The following is a 21,615-nucleotide window of genomic DNA, read 5'->3' as shown; positions in this document are numbered from 1 at the left end:
CGGTGTGCGAATCGTTATCTGCGGCTCATGCCGCGTCGGTCGTGGGCGCTTCGAGGGCGCCGGCGGCGATGAACGCTCGGTAGAGCTCCAACCTGTCCTCCAGCACCTCACCAAGCCGACGGATGCCCTCCTCGATGGCCGTCGGCTCGGCGTAGCAGAACGCCAGACGCATGCAGTTGCGGCCGCGACCATCGGGGTAGAAGCCGTCTCCCGGCACGAATGCCACGCCGTGCTCGACCGCCTCGGCCAGCATGTTCTGGCAGTCTACGTACGGCGGCAACTCCACCCAGACGAAGAAGCCGCCCTCCGGGCGCGTCCAGACCGCCTCGGGCGGGAAATGCTCGTCGAGTGCCGCCAGCATGGCGTCGCGGCGCTCGGAGTAGGTCGCCGTCAGCCCCTGCAGAACGCGCCGCCATCGTGTTCCCGAGAAGTAGCGCTCGGCTGTCACCTGCGCGAAGTTGCTGCCGCACAGATCCGCTCCCTGCTTCACCAGCAGTAGTTTGGTGAGGATCGGGTGCGGCGCGACGACCCATCCCAACCGCAGCCCCGGTGCGAAGATCTTGCTGAAGGTGCCGAGGTAGATGACTTCGTCGTCAAGAGCGCGCAACGCCTTCACGTGACCGCCCTCAAACCTCAGGCGCCCGTACGGATCGTCCTCGACCACGGGGATGTCGTACTCGCGCGAGAGCTCGAGCAGGCGGCGGCGGCGCTCCGCGCTCATCGTGACCCCGCCGGGATTCTGGAAGTTCGGAATCGTGTAGATGAACTTCGCGCCGCGCGGACCGAGCTGCCTCAGCTCGGCTTCGAGCAGGTCCATGCGCATCCCGTCACGGTCGAGCGCAACGCAATGGATGTCCGGCTGATACGCCGAGAATGCCTGGAGCGCACCCAGATACGTGGGTCCCTCGGTGATGATCACGTCGCCCGGGTCGATGAATGTCTTGGCCAGCAGGTCGAGCGCCTGCTGAGCTCCCGCCGTCACCACGACGTCATCGGTGCTCACTCGCACGCCGCTCTCTGCCATCAGCTCGACGATGAGCGCGCGCGTCTCAAGGCGCCCTTCGCTCGACCCGTATTGGAGCGCTTGCGTACCCTGATGCAGCATCGCGTCGTGCGCCGCGCGCGCGACGGCAGAGGCGGGGACCTGCGACACCTCCGGCATGCCACCGGCAAACGAGATCATGTCCGGGCGAGACGCTGCCGCGAACAGGTCGCGTACGGCGCTCGAGCGCACTCCCGCTAACCGCGAGGCGTACCTGTCACCCCATCGATCGAAGACTACCCGTGCGGTACCCATGACCAACACCTACCCCTTCGGGCGCCCATCAGCGCCCGGAACACAAAAAGCCCCCTCGGCCTGATAGGGCGAGGGGGCGTCGCGGTACCACCTATCTTCGCTCGCCCGAGCCGCGGTCTGCGGCGCTGCGAGCCTCGTTTCCCGGGATACCGGTCCGGGACCGACCCGCTTCCGATCCGCGCTCTCCGCGCGTTCCTGGCGGGGGACTCTTCGGAGGGGTGGCTGGGCCGATGATGCCCTCTTCCCTCACGTCCTTCGTGCTCTCACTCATTCGTCCGCACAACGGGCTGCGGTGTGGGCGAACCTTAGCACCGCTCCATCGAACCGGTCAACGACGTGCGCGTGCCATGCCCAGGAGCTCTCTGCGCCCGAGGCGGCGATCGGCCAGAATGACCGCAGCGGCCGCCCCCGTCATGACAAGCGTCAACCCTATCTTCCACGGCTCGACGGGATCCTCAGCGTCGCGACCGGGAAGGAGCACGGTGAGTTCTGTCGCATGGATGTCAGTGTCGCCGCCGTGCTCCGCGCATGCGGCATTGTAGGTGCCGATCACCCGGACGACGTCGCCCTCGTGCTTGTAGTCGCCGAACACCTCGACGCGCCGGGCGAGATCGGCCGGCAGCCAGACCGGCATGCCGCTGTTGTAGCCCTCGAGCCGGGCACCCTCCTCAACGTTCTCGTACATGTACGCATCATCGTTGAGGTGCAGCCAGGCGTGATCCCCGCGGACCATCGATTCGCCTATCGCCTCGCCCTCGAAGGTGATCGTGGTGCCATCGAACTCCCTCGGGCTCTCCACGAGCTCCGCACTCGACGGGTCGTTGGGGCTCTCGAACCCGAAAGCGGGCGCGGCGCCGGCCGCGAAGGTGACCGCGCACAGGACCACGACAGCGGCGAGGCGTGCCAGGCGATTCACGCTACCGCCCCCTTACGATCGAGATGCCGTACCCGAGCAGCGCGAACACGCTCATGAACTCAAGCCGCCCGAGCCACATGGCAACGATGTAGGCGATCTTCATCGGGGTCGGCATGAACGGCGAAGTCACGCCGCAACTGAGGCCCGTGTTCGAGCCCGCTGAGACGCCCTCGAAGAGCGCCTGGCTGAACTCGTATCCGTAGAGATCGCCGAGGAGCGCCGTCAGTAGGTACATGACGAGGTACAGGATGGTGACGGTCATCGCGGTGCGCACGACTCGGTCATCAAGCCAGTTCTCCTTGATGTGGTGATAGCGCTCGCGGATGACCGCTGACTCCGGGGCGACCATGCGACGAACGTCCTCCACCAGAGCCTTTGCGATGACGCCCACTCGAATGCCCTTGATGCCGCCCGCGGTCGAGCAGGCCGAGGCCCCGATGGCCATCACCGCAGAAACCGCCACAAGGCCCACGGCGCCCCACTGCGTGACGAACGCTCGCGAGTAGATGGTGGAGAACCCCGTGGTCGTGTGCCCGGAAACCAACTGGTAGAAGACCTTGCGGCCGAGCGCCATCGCGTCAGGGTAGACGCCCAATCTGGCGAGCCAGAACGTCGCCACCATCGTGAACACCGTGAGCGTGATGGCGAAGCTCACCGTCTCGATGTTGCGCACGATCTCTCTTCTGTTTCCCTTCCAGACCGCCCAGTGCAGAGCGAAGTTGAACGAGCCCGCGACCATGATGACGATGGTGACCAACTCGTGGCTCAAGGAGTGGAACCACATGGTGTTGTAGGACTGCGGCGCGAACCCGCCGGTAGACCATGCGCCCATGAAGACCCACATGGAGTGCAGGAATCCCCGTATCGGCGCCTGGCCCAAGTAGAGCGAGACCGCCCAGAGAGCCAGTGTTCCGATCACGAGGTACGTGAGCGAGACAAGCCAGATGGCGCGTGCGGTCTGCACGACGTTCGGTAACAGCCGCTCGTCTTTGCCCTCGCCGACATACATCTTGTAGGCGCCCGCTGTCCCCTTGAACAGAAACGTGAGAGCGATGACCACGATCCCCTGGCCGCCGGCGTAGGTGAGCAGATGACGCCACATATTCAGCCCGTGACTGATGTGATCGAGATCCTGCAGCAGGTACAGACCGGTCGTCGTGTAGCCGCTCATCACGTCGAACGTCGCGTCAACGTAGCTGCCCATGTGGCCGGACAGGTAGTGCGGCAGGCAGCCGATCGCGGTTGCCCAGATCCAAGAGCCGGATGCCACGACGAGCCCATGGCTCCACGCCAGATCCTTCTCGGTCCTACACAACACCTGGGCTCCGAACCCGAAGACGAAACACGTCATCATCGAGATCACGAAGTCCAGCGCGGTGTCCCATTCTGCAAACACCAGGGAGACGACGAGCGGCACGATCATCAACATGCCGACACCGACGATCACCTTGCCCGTGTACTTGCCGATGAGCAGATGGTCCTCTGCGCGGGGGCGGACGCTCATCCCCACAACACCATCGCGATCACGGCCAACGCGAACCCGACACCGGTCAGAGCCAGCACGAACAGTACCTCGGTCGCGATTCCCAGCGCGTAACCGCGCCAGTGTACCCGGGACGTGATGGCTTGAATTCGGCTTTCGCCCCAGCCCGAATGCCCGCTCGCCACGCTACTCCCCTGTCAACACTCTCTTGAGGTTGCGCTCCGACTCGACGGCGGTGAATGCGATAACCGTGTCACCGGCGTTGAGCAGCGTATCGCCGCGCACGGTCTCGGTGCTTCCGTCCTCCCGCAGCACCGCGATCAGCACGCAGTCCTTGGGCAGGTTGAGGTCCGCCACGGGCTGGTTGCACACCGTGCAGCGGTCCTTGGGCAGCTCGATCTCGACAATCGCCATGTTGCCTTCGCGCAACGTGGTGAGGGTGCGTATGTCACCGACGGTGGCTTCTTCGACGATCATGCGACTGATGATGGTCGTGGACGAGATCGCCTCGATTCCGAGCGCGTTGAAGATGTGTTCGTTCTTCGGGTTGTTGACGCGAGAGATCGCACGCGGCACGCCGAATGCGACCTTGGCCAGCTGGCACGCGACGAGGTTGTCGTCATCGTCACCGGTGACCGACGCAAAGACATCGGCGCGCGACACGCCCGCGTCATCCTGATACGCCGCATCGCATCCATCCCCGAGGATCACGAGCACCTTGCGCGGAAGCTCCACCACGAGTTTGTCCACCACGTCCGCGCGCTTCTCGATCACCGCGACATCGTGCCCGGACTCCGCAAGGGTCCGCGCTAGGTACGATGCCACCTTGCCGCCGCCGTTGATGACGATGTACACCGCTACTCCTCCATGAAACGCGAGAGCTTGGGCACCACTTCGTTCTTCACGGCAACCCGCACCACGTCGCCCAGCTCGAACTGAGAGTCCAGGCTGGGAATGAATGTCCGGTTACCTCGCGCGATGATCGCCGGGAGCATCTGTCCCTCGATGAACATCTCACGGACTCTCTTGCCGGCCCAATCCGAGCGCAGCTTGAACACGACGATCTCGACGTCACCGAACGTGTCCACGTGATGCCCGTGCCCCGACTTGATCTTGTCGAGCAGCGACTCGGCCACAAGGGTGGTTCCGCAGACATAGTCGAGGTCGAGCTGCTGGTAGGTGCGCTCGCGCTGGGGGTTGTACAGCCGCGCCACGACGTGCGGTACGTGAAAGAGCTTGCGCGCCACCTCGGCCGCCATGAGGTTCGTGTTGTCGAGGTTGGTGACGGCCGCGAACACGTCCGCCTCTTCAACGCCGGCCTCGAGCAGCACCTCTTCGTCGAAGCCCAGCCCCCTGATCGTGACGCCGTTGAAGGCGGAACCCAGTCTGCGGAAGGAGTCCGCATCCTTGTCTATCACGGCTACGTTGTTGCCCTCGATCGAGAGCAGCGTCGCAAGCTGTGAGCCGACGCGCCCGCATCCCACTACGATGACGTTCATGTGATGGCTTCGGCCTCCCCGCGAATCGTGCGCAGTCATGCGCACCGGCGACACGCTACGCCTGTGCTCTCACAGGTGTCAACAAATGAGAGCGCCGCCTGCCCTATCGGGCTGACGGCGCTTGATCACATCCTGAACAGGATATGCGGTCGGCTTACGACTTGCCGATCTTGAAGATCTTGGTGCCGCACTCGGGGCACAGGCCCTGAGTCGCAGGGCGACCATTCTTCATGGTGATATCCTGGGCGTCCTTGATTTCCCTCTTGGACTTGCACTTGACGCAGTAACCTTCCTTGGCTGGCATTCGCAGTCGCCTCCTTCACGTAATGACCGCGTGGGGCACTCGCCGGTGTGGCAAGGTATTGCGGTCTTTCCCCCGTATTCGGGCTCACATGGCCCGCTTCGTAGGAAAGTCTACACCTGCTCGGCCGTTTGTCACGCTTCTTAATCTCAATCGTCGACACGCATCAGTCCGTCGTCGTCGTCGCCCGCCGCCGCACGAGCACCCACGCGAGGCCGTAGACGCCCGCCACGGAGAGGACTCCGACCCCCCACGCTAAGCCGCTGAGCACCCAGAACGGCTCGGGGAAAGTCAAGATGAGCAGGGAATCCGCGGGGAACGTCCACGTGCCGCTCGCAAAGAAGACGCCGTGAAACGCCGTGAAGAATCCGTCGAAATCCACCACGCCCACGAGCACCGCCAGCATGGGCACGAGCAGCGTCGTTAGGACGCCAAGCCCGAGGGCGGCTGCGACCTCATCGTACCTGCGGGCCCTCCACGCAACGGCGAACCACGCCACAAGCACCAGGCCGAGCAGGCCCGTCGCGACACGAGCCCCGTCGAGCACCCGACGCACGTCAACCAGATGCGCGACGGCGGCCTCGTCGAACCCCTCGCGACCGGCGACCCGCTCGGGGAGAGCGCCCGTCCCCTGCACGACGAACACCCGAACGCTCTGGGCTACGCTCAGCATCTGATCGCTTGAGAGCCCTGCCTCCTGCGCGCGCGAGTAGCGCGACGAGAGTGCGTGCGTGAACTGCGGGGCCTGCAAGGGCACGACCGCCACACCGAGGGCGAACAGGGCAAGCGCGAGCGCTATGAGCGCCCTCACGGTCCAGCGGAACACTAGACGTCCTCGGAGTCGTCCGGCACGCAGTCGGCGGCTGCAACCGCCCGGTTCCCGCCCTCGCGCGCCGCACATCCCAGCGCGACGTCAGCGGCGTCGAGCAGCTCATCGGCCGTTCGCCCGTCGAGTGGGTACGACGCCACGCCTACCGACACCACCACCCCGACGTCTTGCACGAGCACGCGCGCGACCGTCTCGCATATGTGCTCGCCCATTCCGAGCGCATCAGCCGTCAGCGGGGCCGCGTCGAGTCGCTCGTCCTCGGCGTAGAGCACGGCGAACTCCTCGCCGCCGAACCGGGAAACCAGGTTCGTGGTGGCGATCGCATCGCCGGTCGGTATCAGCGCGGCTGAGGTCGCCCCAGCGACGGCAACGAGCATCTCGTCGCCCCGCTCGTATCCGAAACGCGTGTTGAACTCGCCGAAGCGGTAGATGTCGACCAAGAGCACGTGCAACTCTCTGCCGTCGCGCTCGGCGCGCCTGATCTCGGAGGCGAGGGAGCGCAGATAATACGAACGCGAGTACAAGCCGGTCATCTCATCCATCAGCGCCTGGGAGCGGCGGCTTGCCAGTTCCCGCCGGAACTCACCGACAAGCTGAGTCGCCACCGAGGCGGTCCCCAGAAGCACGGCGACCTGCCACAGATAACGCACTGAGACGAACACGAAATCGGTGTGGACCTCGGCGTTGGCGAAGGGAATGGCCACGTGGGGCCAGAGTCCGAAGAACTCCCCCCACTCGACCACGGTGAGCAACGCGAGACTGAAGGCGGCGTGCAGCCACGCCGACCTGCTTCGCGGCAGGATGAACGCCGCTTCAAGGATGAACAGCGCATACATCGACCAGAACCAGGAGTTCACGCCTCCGCTGAAGTAGACGAGGACGGTGACGACCACCGCATCGAGGGCCAGCTGCAGGTTGTTCCATACCGCGATGTTGCCAAGCCGGCGGTAGTTCGCTGCGTAGAAGGCGTTATAGACGACGACGAAGCCCAAGCTGAGCGCCGGAATGGCCATGAGACTCGCTAGTTCGCTGACGTCCATGAGCGTCATGTACGCCGAGGCGGCGAGCAACGAGAAGATCGCGAGTACGCCGATCAGGGTCCAGCGGACCCTGATCACAAGGCCGACGCGGCGGATGTTCGCCTGCAGAGCCTCGATGTCGTGACGGCTGGGCTGCTCGCGCCACGAAACGATGAGCGCGCGCTCGACACGTTTGCGCAATCGGCTGAACCACATGGGGTGCGGCGCTTCCCTTCGACGGCACGACCCCTCGGCCCGTGCACGGAATGTGAGTGTACCCGTGGCGCGGGAAGAGCAGCAAACCGGCGCCGCGGGCACACAGGGCGCAACAGACCTCGATTTCGTGGGCCGACAATCGTTTGCTACTATCGAGCCCGGGGAAGGACCAACGCAGGGGAAGCCTCTTGGCCGAACGGAGTGAACGCGCATGCGAACTCACACGCCGCTTATCACCCTGAGTCAGCGACAGGTAGCAGTGGTCGCCGTACTCACCGTCCTCGTGCTCGGGACGGTGGGGATGCTCAGTCCGACTGCCGCCGTCGCGGCAACGCCGGGGCTGGCCGCCGGAGTGGATCACACGATCGGGCTCAAGTCGAATGGCACCGCGGTAGGAGTGGGCTCCAACTTCGCTGGCCAGACCAATGTAGCCAGCCTCAAGTCGGTCGTCGCGATCTCCGCGCACGGCTATCACACGGTCGCCCTGCTTTCGAACGGCACGGTGAAGGTCGTCGGCCACAACAACGACGGACAAGGCAACACATCTGCGTGGAGCAACGTCAAAGCAGTGGCTGGCGGCGGCGGCCATACGGTGGGCCTGAAAACAGACGGTACCGTCGTCGCTGTGGGCTACAACGCCTACGGTCAGTGCAACGTCTCCACGTGGCGGGATATCATCGCTATCGCTGCCGGCGGGAACCACACCGTGGGCCTCAAGAGGGACGGGACGGTTGTAGCAACCGGCCAGAACCCCCATGGCCAGTGCAACGTCTCCGAGATGCGCGGCATCAAAGCGATCGCGTGCGGAATCACCCACACCATTGGGCTGAGGACCGACGGCACCGTCGTGGCGGTGGGCGCTAACGACTCCGGCCAGTGCAACACCTCCGGCCTCAGTGGAGTCAAGGCCATCGCCGGCGGTGGATGGCACACGGTCGCCCTCAAGACGGACGGCACCGTCGTGGCGCTCGGTCGCAACCTTGAGGGCCAGCGCAACACCGGCTCCTGGAAGAGCGTCACCGCTGTCGAGGGCGGCTCGTATCACACCGTCGCCCTGACCTCGGCCGGCAAGGTTCTCGCCACCGGCGACAACGGCAAGGGGCAGTGCAACGTGTCCGGCTGGAACTTGATCGCAAAGACGCGACCGGCGATAGGAACCCCCGTCGTGCCGGCCAGCGCGAAGGTCAACCGACCCTTCACGGTATACGGCAACCTCAAGCCGCGGCACGTGGCGGGGACGAAGGTCATGCGTGTCTACCTGCAGCAACGCCAGGCCAACGGCACGTGGAAGACGCGTGGCTACCTTCCGGCGAAGGTCACGAACTACTCGACGTACTCCCGCTACAGCGCGTCGGTACGGTTCTTGTCCGCCAGCGTCGGCACGTGGCGGATCTACGCCTCGCACTCGGGCGACAGCCGCTACGCTGCCGCGAAATCGGCCACCTCCCGAACGATTCGGGTCACGCGATAGGGCTAACGAGAACCGCTGATACGGGCCAAGCATCTATACTGTGGGGGTCGCCGATCTTGGAGCGCGGATGCCCGCTTCGCCCGAACAGACCTATGCCGAGCTGCAGTCGCTGACGCAGACGCTTGCGCTGATCGGTACTCCGTACCAAGCGCTACTGGTTGCAGCCGCGCTGCTTCTCGGCCTGGCCGCGGTGCTTCCGGCTGCCCGCCGCTGGCGCGGATGGGTCCTTGGGGGCATGACCGGGCTGCTGCTTATGGGTGAGGCCGTCTTGGCCTGGTTCCACTTCGAGCTCTGGCAGCTTTCGGCCGTGGTCGATCCCGCTACCGGCGTCATCGCGGGGCGGGTGGCGGTGCCTCTGTGGGTGGAGTCTGAGAAGCTCTTCGTCTGGGCGCTCGCCGTCGCGGTGCTGGGCAGCGTGATGCGGCGCCACCGAGAAGAACTCTTGCCGGGCGCGATGCTCATCACCGCGGTTCTGGCCGCAGGTGCCGCCCTCGTGGGCCAGCCCTTCACCGATCCCGTACCCGGCTTCATCGGGCAGTTCACCGGCTATCTGCAAGCAACCTCGATGGGGGGCGTGCCCGCGCAGCAGGCCTTCGAGGGCATGTACAACGCGATGCAGTACTACTACAACGCCTGGTACATGTGGGTGCATCCCCCGCTTCTGTTTCTGAGCTACGGCGCGTTTGCGCTGTCGTTCCTGGCCACGCTGCTCATGATCTCGCATCGCCATTCTGCGTACGAGACGACCTCCTACCGGTGGGCGCGCTTCGGCTACCTACCGCTGACGTTCGGCATGCTCATCGGCTTCCCGTGGGCGATCCTGGCGTGGAGCGGCGACTCCTGGTGGTGGAGCGGCAAGGTCAACATGTCGCTCATGATGTGGCTTCTGTACACCGCCTACCTGCACGCCCGGCTGTACCTGCGCCGCCAGGGCATGTGGAAGACGGTGGCCGGCCTGTCGCTGCTATCGTTCGCGATTCTGGTGTTGACCTACGTGACCACCTACGTCGTCCCCGGTGCCCACAGTTACGCCCTGGCGGCACCGACGCAGTTCGCAGCGCTCGTCCTCGAGGCGGTGAGAGGGCTGTGAGCGAACTAGAGACTACGCGCCAGCGCTCTTGGGATTTCGGCCTCACGGTTCTGACGGTGGTGCTGCTGGGAGGGCTCGGTGTGCAAAGCTTCCTCGGGACGATCTACGTGTGGTGGGCCCAGCGCACGATTCCCGGCTGGGAGCAGGTCTCCTACACGGGCTACGTGGAGGCCATGAACGCGATCGCGGCCCCGCAGCTCATGGGGCTGGTCGTCGTGATGGGCCTGTGCGTCCCCAAGCGCCTGTTTGCCCGCCGCACCCTCATCGTGGTGTCCGCACTCATGGTGGCGGGAGGCGTCGGAGCCTACCTCGTGACGCGCTCGCTCGCAGACGGCATCGCGGTCTACCTCGCACTCGCGGCCCTCATTCAGGTGGCCGTGGTGGTCATGACCGCCGTCGGAGCCAAGGGTCCGAGTTACCTCACTGAGGGGCGCTTCACGAAGCTCGGTAGCGGGCTTCTGCATCTGGGGTTCATCGTGTTCGGCATCGTGGTAGCCGTGTTGCAGCGTTCACCGTTCATGCTGCCGGTGTTTTGGGCGAGCACGGTGCTCATGGTCGGCGGCACCGCGATGAGCTTCTACGCAAGCCGCATCGCCGTGCGGCGCACCGCACGCGTCGACCACGACGTGGACTTCTAGCCGACCGCCGGGCATCGGCCGGGCGGCGCCACAAACGCGCGGCCTTACGCCTCGCGCACCATAGCGGTCACGAACTCCGCCGTCTTCTCGATGAGCTCGGGGTCCAGAGCGTCCACCGTGTCGGTCTTCCAGTGCCAGTTGGCCGGCATTCCGTTCGGGTCGAACGCCATGATGCTGATGGCCTTGTAGCCACGGGCCAACGCGGGGGTCGCGTCCGTCGACATCCCCTTGTAGAGCCGCGGCTTGATGAGCGTGTCGGTCTCACGCGAGACGCGACGAGCGAGTCCGACGAGCCGAGCGTTCGCGCGATAACGGCGCGCCATCCCCTCGGCGCTTACCCAGTGCAGAACTCCGGCGCCGCAGCCGTCGATGTTGATGATGAGCGAATCGCGGAGCTCCTCGCCGTAGTCTCTCAGGAACGCCTGCATGCCCAGTGTTCCGACCTCTTCGGCACCGGTGGCCACAAACCAGACTTCCTTCTCCGTCAGCTCGCGGTCGATCGACTCGGTGACACGACGGCGAATGCGGGCAGCCTCGCTGGCAGCGAAATCGGGGTCGCCGATGGGGTCATCGCCGGCCCAGCCGCCCTTCCAGCCGAACCCGTCGTCATCCGCGTCCTCGTCGAAGTTGTCCCAGCTGCCGATGTTCTTGCCGGCCTTGCGCGCATCGAAGTCTTCGTCGACGCCGAGCCACTCGCGCGGAGCGGCGTCGGCTCCCTTCTTCTTTCGTCCCAAGCCTCCGAATAGCGGCTTGCGTTCGCGACGGGCCGGAACGATCTCGTCGACAGCGGGACCCGCGACGTCAGCCGGCAGTACGTCGACCGGGAGTGCGGCATGCCCGCCCGTGTCGGCGGCCCAGCCCTCAGAAGGGCCGGTGGTGGCGCGCGCCGCGGCGGGATTGTCTGCGACGGCAACGAAGTCGATGGTGTCGAAGTCCAGCACCGACTGACCCCGGGGAGCCGCAGCCACCGGCTCGGCCCACGTGAAGTCATCGGGCAGGGCTGCGGTCTCTTCAGCAGGCGGGCCGGCAGGGGTGTAGCGGAGCTCAGCCCCCGACGGGACCACATCTTCGTCGTAGGCCGCCCGCGCGTCACGTCGAACGGCACCAAACTGCGACGTCGACAGCGACGTGGCGTCCGCCTCCGGCACGAGCCGCTCCATGACCCCGATCATGGCGGCGACGCCCGAGGCGTTGTCGTTGGCCCCCGCGACGAACGGCATCGCGATCTCCCGGTGGATATTGATGACGACGGGCACGATCAGGTAGGCGGCGACCGCCAGCGTCGCGTACCAGACCCACGGCTCATAGGCCCGGGTCCACGGCAGAGCCAGCGCCAGCACGAACACGGGGGTCAGGAAGGTCGCGATCTTCATCAGGCCCATCGTCGTGGCGAAGTTGCCCACGAGCCCCGGCGAGAAGGCCAGCGATGACTTGGCGGAGTCGTAATGGGCGACGATCACGATGCGCTTGAACTTCTCGCCCCGGCGGGCTCGCGGGACGTGCCGCGCGATGACGTTCTGGCTTGGCCTCTTCGGCATCAAGCGCGTCAGGCCCCACCGCGTGTCAAGATCGGTCCAGAGGAAGAACGCCACGATCGCCGACACCGCGAACGCCGGCCATGCAAACTGCGGCCACCAACCGGCGACGAATGCGGCCGCCAGGGTAGCCAGGTTGTAGAGAACGTAGGCCCAGGAGTACGTGCGAATCGAATCGAACGACTGCAGCTCAGTCGCGAGTCCGCGGGCCGCGAAACTGCGCTCGATCCACTCGGCAGCGCGGCGCTCACCGTCGCTCGTTGCGGGCCGCGGCCCGATCTCACTCGCAAGGGCGCGGACGTGCTCGATCAGTTCAGCCATCGCTTCCCCTAACGAAAGACGGCGAATCGCTCGGTGGCGGGTGCCTCCCCTATCCTATCGTACCCGCTGGCACTTCGGAGGTTCGACGTCGCTGAAACAGCGGTGGCGCGTGCTACTCCTGACCCGTCGGCGTACCGCCGACGTGGCAGCCGGCGCACTGATTCATGCGATAGCCCGCGTGCTCTTCGACGAGCTTCGGGTCATCGCTGTGACACACGCACCCCGGAATCTCCAGGGCGAGCGGAGCGCTGGGGTCCGCCGGCGGGGCCTTCTTGCCCCGTGCAGAAGGGTCGCCTCCGCCCATGGTCGACGAACCGTCTCCCGGCTCCGTTGGGGGTACGGGCGAAACCTGCGGGGCCGTCGCCTCCTCGGGCGACAAGCCCGCCGCTGCACCCGGCACCGCCGCTGGAGCGGCGACGTCGGGTGCCTGAGGCGTCCCAAACGCGTACACGAATCCCCCTGCACCGACCAGCACGGCAACTGCGACGACCGAGATGAGAAGGGCTCGCTTCATGACCTTAGGCCTCCGCGTGTCCGAGAATCGCGACCAGGTCCTCGCGCGGGCTCGCCCCGATGGGCTTGATGCCGAAGTTCTCGACGAGCACTCCGAGCACGTTGGGCGTGATGAACGCCGGCAGTGTGGGGCCAAGCCGGATGTCGGTGATGCCCAGATACAGCAGGCTCAACAGGATCGCTACGGCCTTCTGTTCGTACCACGACAGGATCATCGACAGCGGCAGGTCGTTCACGCCGCACTCGAACGCATCTGCAAGCGACGCAGCGACCTTGATCGCGGAGTAGGCGTCGTTGCACTGGCCCACATCCATCAGGCGCGGCAGTCCGCCGATCTCGCCGAGATCCTTGTCGAAGAAGCGGAACTTCCCGCAGGCAAGCGTCAGCACGATCGTGTCGCTGGGGGTCTCCTCGACGAATTCGGTGTAGTAGTTACGGCCCGGGCGCGCACCGTCGCAGCCGCCGACCAGGAAGAAGTGGCGAATGGCACCGGACTTCACGGCCTCGATGACGGTCGGGGCGACGGAAAGGATCGTGTTGTGGCCGAAGCCGACCATGACCTCACCGACAGTCGTGTCCCACGCGAAACCCTGGGAGGCCCGCGCCGCCTCGATGACGGCCGACAGATCGTCGCGATGCACGTGCGGCACACCGGGGAACTGGACGACGTTCGCCGTGAAGAGGCGCTCCTTGTACTCGGCCTTGGGCGGCATCAGACAGTTGGTGGTGAGCAGAATGGCGCCGGGGAACTCGGTGAACTCCTTGTGCTGGTTCTGCCACGCGGTGCCGAAGTGGCCCACGAGGTTGTCGTACTTCTTGAGCTCGGGGTAGGCGTGCGCCGGGAGCATCTCGCCGTGGGTGTAGACGTCGACGCCCGTGCCCGCGGTCTGTTCGAGAAGCGCCTTGAGGTCTGCCAGATCGTGACCGGAGATGAGGATCGCCTTGCCCGGACGCTGACCCAGGGTCACCTTGGTCGGCTCGGGCTGCCCGAACGTGCCGGTGTTCGCGGCGTCGAGGATCTCCATGGTGCGCAGGTTGACCTTGCCGCACTCGAGCGCGATGCCCACCCACTCCTCAAGGCCGAGAGCCTGATCATCCAGCGAAACGAGGGTGCGGAACAGGTACGCATCGATCTCGGAGTCCGTCTGGCCGAGGGTGCGGGCATGGTGCGCGTAGGCCGCGATGCCCTTCATGCCATAGAGCGTGGTCTCCTGAAGCGACTGCACGTCGATGTCGCGCGTGATGTCCCACGGGCTGCCGAGCGAGGCCGCGAGCTCGATCTTGCCTGCCACGTCGCGCCCCAGGGCCGAGTCGATCATGTGCACCGAGGTGAGCAGTCCGAGCCGCTGTGCCAGGTCGTCGCGCAGGCGCAGGGCCTCGTCCACCTTCGCGGCCACTGTCTCCGCACCGAAATCGACGTTGGTGAGCGTGGTGAACAGCGCATCCTCGACGAATCGCGACTCCACGTTCAGGTCGGTTCCGGCTGGGGCCGAAGCCGCAACCGCGGCCAGCGAGCGACACGCGTGCACGAGCAGGTCCTGAAGCGCGGCGACGTCGGGGTTCTTCCCGCAGACGCCGACCTTGGTACAGCCTGTTCCCTTGGCCGTCTGCTCGCACTGGTTACAGAACATCTCGGATAGCTGGGTTGTCATGCGATTCCTCTCGTCGGGTCTGGGGTGTCTGGGTAGGGTCGTTGACCCAATCAGCCGTGGATGAGCGCAGGCAGGCACCTCGTGCACACCCACGTCGAATCACCCTTGATGCGTACAGGCAGCAGCGGCCGCTCGTCCTCGGAAGCGCTGCAGTTGAAGCAGTGCTGGGCGATGTAGTTCGCCTTCTTCTCCTCGATGATCGGCGCGGCGGCGTCATGGTCAAAGGGGACCGTCTCGCGATACTCAAGGGTCAGTGCGCCGGTCGGGCACACCCCTAGACAGAAGCCGGCACCGTCGCACAGCTCCTCGTGAACCACCTTCGCCTTGCCGTCGACGAGCACGATGGCGCCCTCGGCACACGGGCTGACGCATACGCCGCATCCATTGCACAGTTCCTCGTCGATCCGCACGATCTGGCGGTTGACCGTCTTTGTCATGAGTCTTCCTCTCGTCTCGCGGGGGCCTGGGCGGCCCGTCGCGCCATCTCTCGGCGCCACGTGCGCGCCCCTAACACGTGCTTGATGCCATCGATCGCGTGGCCCTTGCGCCACGATCGGGGACCGGAGTAGCGCATCATCTGCTGCTGCCAGAGCCGCTCCTCGGCGGAGTAGCAGTGGGTGTCGCAGTGTGCGCAGAACGGCTTGGGGTCCTTCGGACAGTAGGCGCGGCGCTTCTCGCCATACGCGAGATGGGCTACGCACTCTGCGCACAACGTGGGCGTCTTGCGTCCGTAGACGCCCAGCCTGGCAGCATCGGTCTCCACGAGCGTGCGCTTACCTTCCGCGTGGTGCCCATCGCACCAGAGCTGCACGAAGTCCGCGAGCACGGTGACGTCGTGCGCCACCTGCTTGTCCGCCATCTTCCCGGTGAATCGCTCGTTCACGATCTGAGAACTCCTTTCCTGCCGCAAACCCTGAAGGCCCCCGGCGACTGCTACGCTACCCACGCCGCTTCGCCGTATCCTTGATGCAGGTCAAGAGGGCGGAGAATTCTTACCCTTGCAGTCAGGTAACCAGTGAGGAAGAGCCTGTGAGCGCCCAGAGAGAGCTCAGAGCCGACGTCTGGTCCGCCTTTCGCGCCTGCAGGCTGTGGCGCACGGCAAGCGATGAGGCGGTGGTGCAGCTGGCGCATCGCGCGCAGGTCCGGGACGTGCCCCGGGGCACCACTCTCGCGGTCGAAGGAGAGCCCGCGCGTGAGTTTGGGATCGTGATCGCCGGACGAGCCCGGGCGTTCTACCTGGGAGCAGACGGAAAGCAGCTCACCTTCGAGACGATGGAGACCGGCGACCCGCTTGCCGCCGTCGCATCGTTGTCCGGCGGGCGCTACCCCGCGCACATCGAGACGGCGACCGCCGCCACGGTGGCCCTCCTGCCGTCTGAGGCGCTCTTCGACCTGCTCGAGTCAGAGCCGCAGGTGGCCCGCACGCTCATCGCCGACCTGGCCAACCGCGTGGTCAACTTCACAAGCGTCGTCCACACCCTCGCGCTCGATGTGCCCGGTCGACTCGCCCGCTACCTCTTCCAGCGCGCGCTGCAGGGAGGTAAGCCCGATCCCCAAGGCCTCGTCGTGGAACTCGGCATGAAGAAAAGCGAGCTCGCGATGGCGCTCGGGACCGTGCCCGAAACGCTCTCGCGGGCGTTCGCGCGCCTCAAAGACGACGGCATTCTCGAGGTGCACGGCGGCACCATCACCATCTTCGACGTGCGCGCCCTCGCCAGCGTGAGCAGCGGCTACGACGAAGGCTGATCGGGCCTCTGGGCCGCCCCGTCGGCAGCTTCGGCCTGGGCGGCTCGGCGCTGTTGACCGGCTTCGATCGCGGCATGCGCACCCTTCTTCAGGTCGCCCGCCATGAGAAATCCCGCCAGCAGGAGTGCCGACGCCACCATCTCAGCGGGATAGAGCCCGACCGCTTGCCCCGCACGAGCCAGGGAGCCCGCCCAGGCGATGAGCACCGTGCCCGCGGCGATGAGAACGTTCGCCCACATCCGGTACGCGTACTCCTTCTTGCGGGCGAAACGCCACACCGAGACGATCGCACCTCCCAGCAAGAAGAACGTACCGGGGATGGTGATGAACATCGACAGGTACCGGGGGAACGACCCCGGCGCACCCAGGGCCTGGCCTCCGACGGTGATCCCGGGAACCAGGTACTCCATGCGAAGCTCGGCGGTGAAGGCTCCGATCAGAAAGATCGCTGTGAGCACGATGTTATACGCGAGATACACATGCGCGACCCAACGCCGCTTGTGGATCATCAGGTATGCCGATCCGCTACCGAGATATCCGACCAGTGACGCCGCCAGCACGATGTAGATGCGATAGACCGTCGGATCCCAGACACCGGTGTACTCGGACCATGCCTCCATCATCGCCGCGACCGCGTACATCAACAGACCGACAGCCCAACACAACTGGTGAGCCTTGCGACGCGCCAACCACTGCGCGAAGACGAGCGCGGCGAACACGAGCCCTGTCACTGCGGTCAGCGCAGGCCACCACCAGCTGCTCCAGAACTCAACCGACGTCATCGTGTCTCCTTCGCCTGGCCTGCTAGCGGCCCCTGAGTTGCGCATCGGCGCTCGTCGCTCGCCTCCGCGCTGCGTAGTACTCGTCGGTGGCCGCTTTCGCGACAGCTGCGTACCCCGCCGCGACCGCGTCGCCGGGGGTCGTCGGCAGCGCCTTGGCCGCCGCCACGGCTTTCCCGTCCAGATCGTTGTACGTCGTGATAGCGGCGTTCGCCTGCTCCAGTCGGCCCGCGATCCAATCCGCGTCCGAGCGCATAGACAACCCGTTGAGCTCGACCCTCATCGCCACGTACGCCAGGTAGGCCTCGAAGGCCGCCTCCGGAAACGCCTGCTCCGCCGCCTCGAACCCGTCTCGGGCCTGCGCGAGCTTGGCAGCAGCGCGCTTGTTCAGCCGCATGGACTCCCTGACTCCCTTGCCGGTGAGCCGGTTGTACGCGACAACCGCTCCGTCGGACAGTCGGTCCGCCTCAACCACGTGGTCCCATGCCTCTTGTGCCAAGGGAAGGGCGGTCGCAGCCCTGAGGTTCGTGTCGAGGATCGCCGGCGCCTGGAGCATCATCGCCAGGCGCGCCTCGGCCGATTCTCGAAGCATCTCGCCTCGCTTGGCCTCGCTGCCGGACAGGCCCGCTTCAGAGCTGTCGATGAGCGCGACCGCTTCATTCAGAAGGGCCGATGCGGTGGCCACGCTCGCCCGCGCCGTCACCGCCGCCGTGGCAAGCTCGGAGGTCACCTGGCTCCCGATCACCTTGTCCACTTCCACCACGATCACGTCGGCTTCTTCGACGAGCTGTGTGGCGCGGTCAAGCTCGCCGCTTGCGGCGCGCCCTTGCGTGACGGTCACCCCCGCCCAGACCAAGCCTAGAGCGACGGCGACGCCCGCAAGAGCAATCACCCAGACGACCCAACGCGGACGGCGCGTTGGCGTCAAGTCGGGGCTGTTCGTCGGCTCAGCCAAGGTTCGTTCTTCCGTTGAGGCGGGCGGGTCCTCCGTCGGCGGGGAGGCGAAGCTCAAACGCTCGGCCCCCCGCCTCCAGTATATCGGCGCTCATCGTTCCCCCGTGGGCCTCAATGAGCCCGCGAGCCAAGTATCGCATCACACCTGCTTCGGCGGCGCCGATGCCGTCGTCGGTTCCTGCGGGGCGCGCCACGTACTCATTGGACTCATCGTCGCCTTGCGGCCGGGTTCGGCCGACAATCCTGATGATGACCTCGTCATCCGCATCAAGCACACTCACGCTCACGAGTCCTCCGGCGGGCAGCGAGTCGATCGTCTGGCGCGTCAACAGCTGTATGGCGCGCTCGGCCTTCGCGGCGTCCACGGGTAGGGGCTGGACCGTCGGATCGAAGTCGACCACGACACGCCGTCCGTCCTGGCCAAGCGAGGCCACGGCCCGCGACGCGATCGCTCGTGCGTCCGCAGGCTCACGGTTCAGCAGTAGCTCTCCCCGCGCAAGCAGCGACACATTCGTCAGATCGTTCACCAGCTCACCCGCTATGCGGGCCTGAGCCTGGATCGAGGCAACGAGGCGGGCGCGGCGGGCGGGGTCGCCACCCACCTCAGCGCGCGCCATGAGCGCCGCAGTGTTGGCGATGACACTGAGAGGGGCCGCCAGCCCCTGTGCGACGTAATCGGCGATCTCGTTTCTCTGGCGATCCAGCCTCTCGTCAGACAACGCCTCCCGCGAAACCACTGCCACTCCACAGGGCAGACCATCGTGATCAGACACTGGGATGACCGTCATTCGAGCCCTTATCCTACTGCCGTCGGGCCGCACGAAGGTCCCCTCACGTTCGGTCACCTTCCCCGACGCCGCCAGCATCCGGATATCGTGGAGGACGCGCGACTTGCGCGCTTCAAGTGCAAACGGCAGTACCTCCCCCAGCACCGAAGCAGCGCGCCAGCCATACGTGCACTCGCAGGCCGCGTTCCATCGTACGACCCGACCGTCAAGATCGAGCACGTGGATGCACTCCCCCGACCTCCGCATGAGTGCCTCGAGCACGGCTCCGGCATCGCCGACTGAGAACGCTTCCAGCTGCTGTGTGCGGTCCGACGCCATCGCTCTCCTCCCCGTCGAGTTGTACCGCACTCATCGCCTTGCTGCAAAGCCGTCCCCTTGGGTCAGAGCTCCCACGCAGATGAATCTCAGCAGTCATGCAAAGTCGGCACGCGCCTTGCTTTCCACATGGGCGAGCTGGGCGACCCGCCTTTCCTCCCCCCCTCATAGGTGGGGCCCGCCCGCTCGAATATTGAACGAGGCGCGCCCCCCACGCGCCTCGTTTCCTTTTCCGGGCATGAGTCCTTCGACCTTCGCAGGCGCTACAATCGACGTCGAGACGCGCTGAGGCGCGATTGCGCTGAACGAGGGGATCATCCACGTGTCGATGGCTGTCGAACGACTCGTCAATCTCGCGCTCTATCTGGCTGCCGCGCGCGAGCCGGTGACCGCGGCCGACGTGCGCGGCGAAGTGTACGGCTACCCCGACGACCAGGAAGAGGTCGCCTTCCTGCGTATGTTCGAGCGCGACAAGGACGACCTGCGCCGCATGGGCTTCTCCATCGAATCCGACGAATCCGGGCGCTACCGCCTCGATGTCTCGGCCACCTATGTGTCGACATTCGACCTGACCGGCACCGACGCTGCCGCGCTCCGCGTCGCGGGGACAGCGCTGCTGGACGACCCTTCTTTCCCCTTCCCTGAGGATCTCCGCCTCGCCCTGGCGAAGGTGTCCGCCGCTTCCCGACGAGACCCCGTCACGGCGCTCATAGCGGATGAAGACCCGGAGCGCCAGGGCTCGGTCGTCGCGGAGCTCAGCGGCGCCGTTGAGGCGTGCAAGTGGGTCTCTCTCTCCTATACCGACGCCGGTGGACGGCCTTCGACTCGCACCGTCCAACCGTATGGGCTGTTCGTCCACGACGGGCGCTGGTACCTCGTGGCCAGAGACCCGGCCAAGGACGCGGTGCGCACGTTCGCGGTAGCCCGGATGAGCGAGGTCAGCCCCAACCGGGCGAAGCCGCGCACCCCGGACTTCGACAGGCCGGACTCCTTTGATGTCTCGTCCTACGTCGCGCTACCCTTCCAGATAGGCGATGACCCGCCCTTCGAGGCGGTGATTCGCTTCGCACCCGCGGTCGCTTGGCGAGCGCCCGCTGTCGCCTCCGCTCATGGGACGATTGCGGTACAAGACGATGGCTCTGCCTTGTGGGCGGTGTCGGCCTGCTCGGTGGCCCGGCTCGCGACCTTTACCGTCGAGAACGGTCCCGGCCTCGCCATCCTCGAGCCCCTTGGTGTGAGAGACGCGATCGTCGCCGGTCTCAAGAGGGTGGAGGGCGCTCATGCCTGAGGTGCCCGCCCGCCATCTGATAGCCCTGCTCAATACGCTCAAACCGATGACCAAGCACCGCATCTCCGACCTCGCCATCACGCTTGGCGTCGACGAGATCGCGCTCACCGAGAGCCTCAAGGTACTGGCGGTCTGCGGTGTGGCGCCTTACGACCCGGACGACTGCCTTCCCCTGATCGTCCAGAACGGGTGGCTGCTTGTCACGGGTGAGCTTCCGGGGCTGCGCGGCCCGGTGCGCCTGTCGGGAAACGAAGCACGGGCTCTGGCCGCGGCACTCCGGTCGGCCGGCTTCAGTGCCGACGACGGCCTGCTGGCAAGGCTGCTTACCGGCGCCGGTGCAGCGGACTTCGATCCTGAGGACCTCGAACACACGATCCGGTCCGCCTCCACCGGTCACTCGGCCGAGGTCTTCGGCGTGTTGGCGCAGGCGATCGGAGTCCACGATGTCGTGCACCTCGAGTACGCACGAGCCGGTGCGAGCGAGTCCTCCCGGCGCGCAGTCGAACCGTCATCGCTCTACGCCGAGCGGAGCGCGTGGTACCTGACGGCGTGGTGCCGGCAGACCACGAGCTGGCGCACCTTCCGCGTGGACCGGATCCGGTCGGCCAGCCCGACCGGCGAGCGCTTCGAGCCACGCACCGACGCGGCACGCAGTCCGCAGCGCGGCAACCTGCAACGCCTGGCGGGGCTTCCCGCGGCGGTGCTGCGCTTCGGCCCTGATGCCCAGTTCCTCGCTCGCGAGTGGCCGGGAGCCGTCGTGACGGAAGCGGCCGGCGACGGCGCGCTCACCGTCGAAGTCCCCTACGGTGGTACTGGCTGGATCGCGCGCCACGTGGTCGCGCGGCTCGGCGGCGTCGAGGTCCTCGCGCCCGAGGAAGTGCGGCGTGCTGTCGGAGAGTTGGCCGCGAGCGAGCTGGCAACGCACACGCGGAAGAACTGACCGCCCGGCGCGTCGCAGGCACGCG

At 66.0% G+C, this 21,615-nt stretch carries 23 protein-coding genes; 6 read left to right on the top strand and 17 right to left on the bottom strand.

The genetic code is table 11. The features are described from left to right. Nucleotides 1-25 precede the first annotated feature (25 nt). The 9 genes from U1E26_02210 to U1E26_02170 all read right to left on the bottom strand — a co-directional run bounded on the left by U1E26_02210 (nucleotide 26) and on the right by U1E26_02170 (nucleotide 7,560). Nucleotides 26-1,297 carry a PLP-dependent aminotransferase family protein gene (locus U1E26_02210; GenBank protein ID MDZ4168457.1) on the bottom strand — a complete coding sequence of 424 codons (1,272 nt, stop codon included), beginning with the start codon at nucleotides 1,295-1,297 and terminating at the stop codon, nucleotides 26-28. Between the two features lie 328 nt (nucleotides 1,298-1,625). Continuing rightward, nucleotides 1,626-2,213 (bottom strand): hypothetical protein, encoded by a 588-nt coding sequence (locus U1E26_02205; protein MDZ4168456.1) that lies wholly within the window; start codon nucleotides 2,211-2,213, stop codon nucleotides 1,626-1,628. 1 nt (nucleotide 2,214) lies between these two features. Then, nucleotides 2,215-3,717 carry a TrkH family potassium uptake protein gene (locus tag U1E26_02200; protein MDZ4168455.1) on the bottom strand — a complete coding sequence of 501 codons (1,503 nt, stop codon included), beginning with the start codon at nucleotides 3,715-3,717 and terminating at the stop codon, nucleotides 2,215-2,217. Then, complete coding sequence (locus U1E26_02195; GenBank protein ID MDZ4168454.1) at nucleotides 3,714-3,881, bottom strand: hypothetical protein; 168 nt, start codon at nucleotides 3,879-3,881, stop codon at nucleotides 3,714-3,716. The genes U1E26_02200 and U1E26_02195 overlap by 4 nt, the downstream gene beginning before the upstream one ends. A 1-nt stretch (nucleotide 3,882) precedes the next feature. After that, entirely contained in the window at nucleotides 3,883-4,551 is a 669-nt protein-coding gene (locus U1E26_02190; protein MDZ4168453.1) for a TrkA family potassium uptake protein, read from the bottom strand. Between the two features lie 2 nt (nucleotides 4,552-4,553). Continuing rightward, a complete protein-coding gene (locus U1E26_02185) occupies nucleotides 4,554-5,195 on the bottom strand; it encodes an NAD-binding protein (GenBank protein ID MDZ4168452.1) in 642 nt (213 codons plus the stop codon). 154 nt (nucleotides 5,196-5,349) lie between these two features. Continuing rightward, nucleotides 5,350-5,499 (bottom strand): DUF5679 domain-containing protein, encoded by a 150-nt coding sequence (locus U1E26_02180; protein ID MDZ4168451.1) that lies wholly within the window; start codon nucleotides 5,497-5,499, stop codon nucleotides 5,350-5,352. 163 nt (nucleotides 5,500-5,662) lie between these two features. Beyond that, nucleotides 5,663-6,322, bottom strand: a complete 660-nt coding sequence (locus U1E26_02175; protein MDZ4168450.1) for a DUF1461 domain-containing protein — start codon at nucleotides 6,320-6,322, stop codon at nucleotides 5,663-5,665. Further along, nucleotides 6,322-7,560, bottom strand: coding sequence for a GGDEF domain-containing protein (locus tag U1E26_02170; protein MDZ4168449.1), 1,239 nt, complete (start codon nucleotides 7,558-7,560; stop codon nucleotides 6,322-6,324). Before U1E26_02170 ends, U1E26_02175 begins: the two co-directional genes overlap by 1 nt. Nucleotides 7,561-7,771: 211 nt before the next feature. Here U1E26_02170 and U1E26_02165 point away from each other — a divergent pair, with 211 nt between their 5' ends. The 3 genes from U1E26_02165 (at nucleotide 7,772) to U1E26_02155 (ending at nucleotide 10,759) form a co-directional block, all read left to right on the top strand. Continuing rightward, complete coding sequence (locus tag U1E26_02165) at nucleotides 7,772-9,031, top strand: hypothetical protein (GenBank protein ID MDZ4168448.1); 1,260 nt, start codon at nucleotides 7,772-7,774, stop codon at nucleotides 9,029-9,031. A 67-nt stretch (nucleotides 9,032-9,098) separates the two neighbouring features. Further along, nucleotides 9,099-10,121 carry a cytochrome c biogenesis protein CcsA gene (ccsA, locus tag U1E26_02160; protein MDZ4168447.1) on the top strand — a complete coding sequence of 341 codons (1,023 nt, stop codon included), beginning with the start codon at nucleotides 9,099-9,101 and terminating at the stop codon, nucleotides 10,119-10,121. Then, nucleotides 10,118-10,759, top strand: coding sequence for a hypothetical protein (locus U1E26_02155; GenBank protein MDZ4168446.1), 642 nt, complete (start codon nucleotides 10,118-10,120; stop codon nucleotides 10,757-10,759). The genes ccsA and U1E26_02155 overlap by 4 nt, the downstream gene beginning before the upstream one ends. Nucleotides 10,760-10,803: 44 nt before the next feature. Here U1E26_02155 and U1E26_02150 read toward each other — a convergent pair whose 3' ends face one another. The 5 genes from U1E26_02150 to U1E26_02130 form a co-directional block, all read right to left on the bottom strand. Further along, complete coding sequence (locus tag U1E26_02150; protein MDZ4168445.1) at nucleotides 10,804-12,615, bottom strand: M28 family peptidase; 1,812 nt, start codon at nucleotides 12,613-12,615, stop codon at nucleotides 10,804-10,806. A gap of 112 nt (nucleotides 12,616-12,727) precedes the next feature. Next, nucleotides 12,728-13,129: a hypothetical protein gene (locus tag U1E26_02145; GenBank protein MDZ4168444.1), complete on the bottom strand. Its 402-nt coding sequence runs from the start codon at nucleotides 13,127-13,129 to the stop codon at nucleotides 12,728-12,730. Between the two features lie 4 nt (nucleotides 13,130-13,133). Continuing rightward, a complete protein-coding gene (hcp, locus tag U1E26_02140) occupies nucleotides 13,134-14,759 on the bottom strand; it encodes a hydroxylamine reductase (protein ID MDZ4168443.1) in 1,626 nt (541 codons plus the stop codon). Nucleotides 14,760-14,830: 71 nt separating this feature from the next. Further along, on the bottom strand, nucleotides 14,831-15,217 hold the full coding sequence (locus tag U1E26_02135) for a 4Fe-4S binding protein (GenBank protein ID MDZ4168442.1): 387 nt from the start codon (nucleotides 15,215-15,217) through the stop codon (nucleotides 14,831-14,833). Beyond that, the gene (locus U1E26_02130) at nucleotides 15,214-15,663 is read right to left on the bottom strand and encodes a nitrous oxide-stimulated promoter family protein (GenBank protein MDZ4168441.1); all 450 of its coding nucleotides are present in this window, start codon (nucleotides 15,661-15,663) and stop codon (nucleotides 15,214-15,216) included. The genes U1E26_02135 and U1E26_02130 overlap by 4 nt, the downstream gene beginning before the upstream one ends. 146 nt (nucleotides 15,664-15,809) lie before the next feature. Here U1E26_02130 and U1E26_02125 point away from each other — a divergent pair, with 146 nt between their 5' ends. Next, nucleotides 15,810-16,526: a Crp/Fnr family transcriptional regulator gene (locus tag U1E26_02125; protein ID MDZ4168440.1), complete on the top strand. Its 717-nt coding sequence runs from the start codon at nucleotides 15,810-15,812 to the stop codon at nucleotides 16,524-16,526. Here the strand turns inward: U1E26_02125 and U1E26_02120 are convergent. From U1E26_02120 to U1E26_02110, 3 genes are read right to left on the bottom strand one after another with little or no spacing between them, the layout of a single operon-like run. After that, the gene (locus U1E26_02120) at nucleotides 16,511-17,308 is read right to left on the bottom strand and encodes a hypothetical protein (protein ID MDZ4168439.1); all 798 of its coding nucleotides are present in this window, start codon (nucleotides 17,306-17,308) and stop codon (nucleotides 16,511-16,513) included. The genes U1E26_02125 and U1E26_02120 overlap by 16 nt on opposite strands. Nucleotides 17,309-17,330: 22 nt before the next feature. Then, on the bottom strand, nucleotides 17,331-18,260 hold the full coding sequence (locus U1E26_02115) for a hypothetical protein (GenBank protein MDZ4168438.1): 930 nt from the start codon (nucleotides 18,258-18,260) through the stop codon (nucleotides 17,331-17,333). Further along, nucleotides 18,253-19,365, bottom strand: a complete 1,113-nt coding sequence (locus U1E26_02110; protein MDZ4168437.1) for a PAS domain-containing protein — start codon at nucleotides 19,363-19,365, stop codon at nucleotides 18,253-18,255. The genes U1E26_02115 and U1E26_02110 overlap by 8 nt, the downstream gene beginning before the upstream one ends. A 325-nt stretch (nucleotides 19,366-19,690) precedes the next feature. Here U1E26_02110 and U1E26_02105 point away from each other — a divergent pair, with 325 nt between their 5' ends. Next, complete coding sequence (locus U1E26_02105) at nucleotides 19,691-20,650, top strand: WYL domain-containing protein (GenBank protein ID MDZ4168436.1); 960 nt, start codon at nucleotides 19,691-19,693, stop codon at nucleotides 20,648-20,650. Next, nucleotides 20,643-21,590, top strand: coding sequence for a WYL domain-containing protein (locus U1E26_02100; protein MDZ4168435.1), 948 nt, complete (start codon nucleotides 20,643-20,645; stop codon nucleotides 21,588-21,590). The genes U1E26_02105 and U1E26_02100 overlap by 8 nt, the downstream gene beginning before the upstream one ends. Nucleotides 21,591-21,615 lie beyond the last annotated feature (25 nt).

The organism is Coriobacteriia bacterium (assembly GCA_034370385.1).
Taxonomy (GTDB): Bacteria; Actinomycetota; Coriobacteriia; order Anaerosomatales; family PHET01; genus JAXMKZ01.
The sequence above is the reverse complement of the archived record's forward strand: the minus strand, read 5'-3'. Positions and strand labels throughout refer to the sequence as shown.

Excerpts from the sequence above, each read along its gene's own strand:
- U1E26_02210 (MDZ4168457.1), bottom strand. The coding sequence starts at position 1,297 with ATGGGTACCGCACGGGTAGTCTTCGATCGATGGGGTGACAGGTACGCC.
- U1E26_02200 (MDZ4168455.1), bottom strand. The coding sequence starts at position 3,717 with ATGAGCGTCCGCCCCCGCGCAGAGGACCATCTGCTCATCGGCAAGTAC.
- U1E26_02185 (MDZ4168452.1), bottom strand. The coding sequence starts at position 5,195 with ATGAACGTCATCGTAGTGGGATGCGGGCGCGTCGGCTCACAGCTTGCG.
- U1E26_02180 (MDZ4168451.1), bottom strand. The coding sequence starts at position 5,499 with ATGCCAGCCAAGGAAGGTTACTGCGTCAAGTGCAAGTCCAAGAGGGAA.
- U1E26_02170 (MDZ4168449.1), bottom strand. The coding sequence starts at position 7,560 with ATGTGGTTCAGCCGATTGCGCAAACGTGTCGAGCGCGCGCTCATCGTT.
- U1E26_02165 (MDZ4168448.1), top strand. The coding sequence starts at position 7,772 with ATGCGAACTCACACGCCGCTTATCACCCTGAGTCAGCGACAGGTAGCA.
- ccsA (MDZ4168447.1), top strand. The coding sequence starts at position 9,099 with ATGCCCGCTTCGCCCGAACAGACCTATGCCGAGCTGCAGTCGCTGACG.
- U1E26_02150 (MDZ4168445.1), bottom strand. The coding sequence starts at position 12,615 with ATGGCTGAACTGATCGAGCACGTCCGCGCCCTTGCGAGTGAGATCGGG.
- U1E26_02145 (MDZ4168444.1), bottom strand. The coding sequence starts at position 13,129 with ATGAAGCGAGCCCTTCTCATCTCGGTCGTCGCAGTTGCCGTGCTGGTC.
- hcp (MDZ4168443.1), bottom strand. The coding sequence starts at position 14,759 with ATGTTCTGTAACCAGTGCGAGCAGACGGCCAAGGGAACAGGCTGTACC.
- U1E26_02135 (MDZ4168442.1), bottom strand. The coding sequence starts at position 15,217 with ATGACAAAGACGGTCAACCGCCAGATCGTGCGGATCGACGAGGAACTG.
- U1E26_02120 (MDZ4168439.1), bottom strand. The coding sequence starts at position 17,308 with ATGACGTCGGTTGAGTTCTGGAGCAGCTGGTGGTGGCCTGCGCTGACC.
- U1E26_02110 (MDZ4168437.1), bottom strand. The coding sequence starts at position 19,365 with ATGGCGTCGGACCGCACACAGCAGCTGGAAGCGTTCTCAGTCGGCGAT.
- U1E26_02105 (MDZ4168436.1), top strand. The coding sequence starts at position 19,691 with ATGGCTGTCGAACGACTCGTCAATCTCGCGCTCTATCTGGCTGCCGCG.
- U1E26_02100 (MDZ4168435.1), top strand. The coding sequence starts at position 20,643 with ATGCCTGAGGTGCCCGCCCGCCATCTGATAGCCCTGCTCAATACGCTC.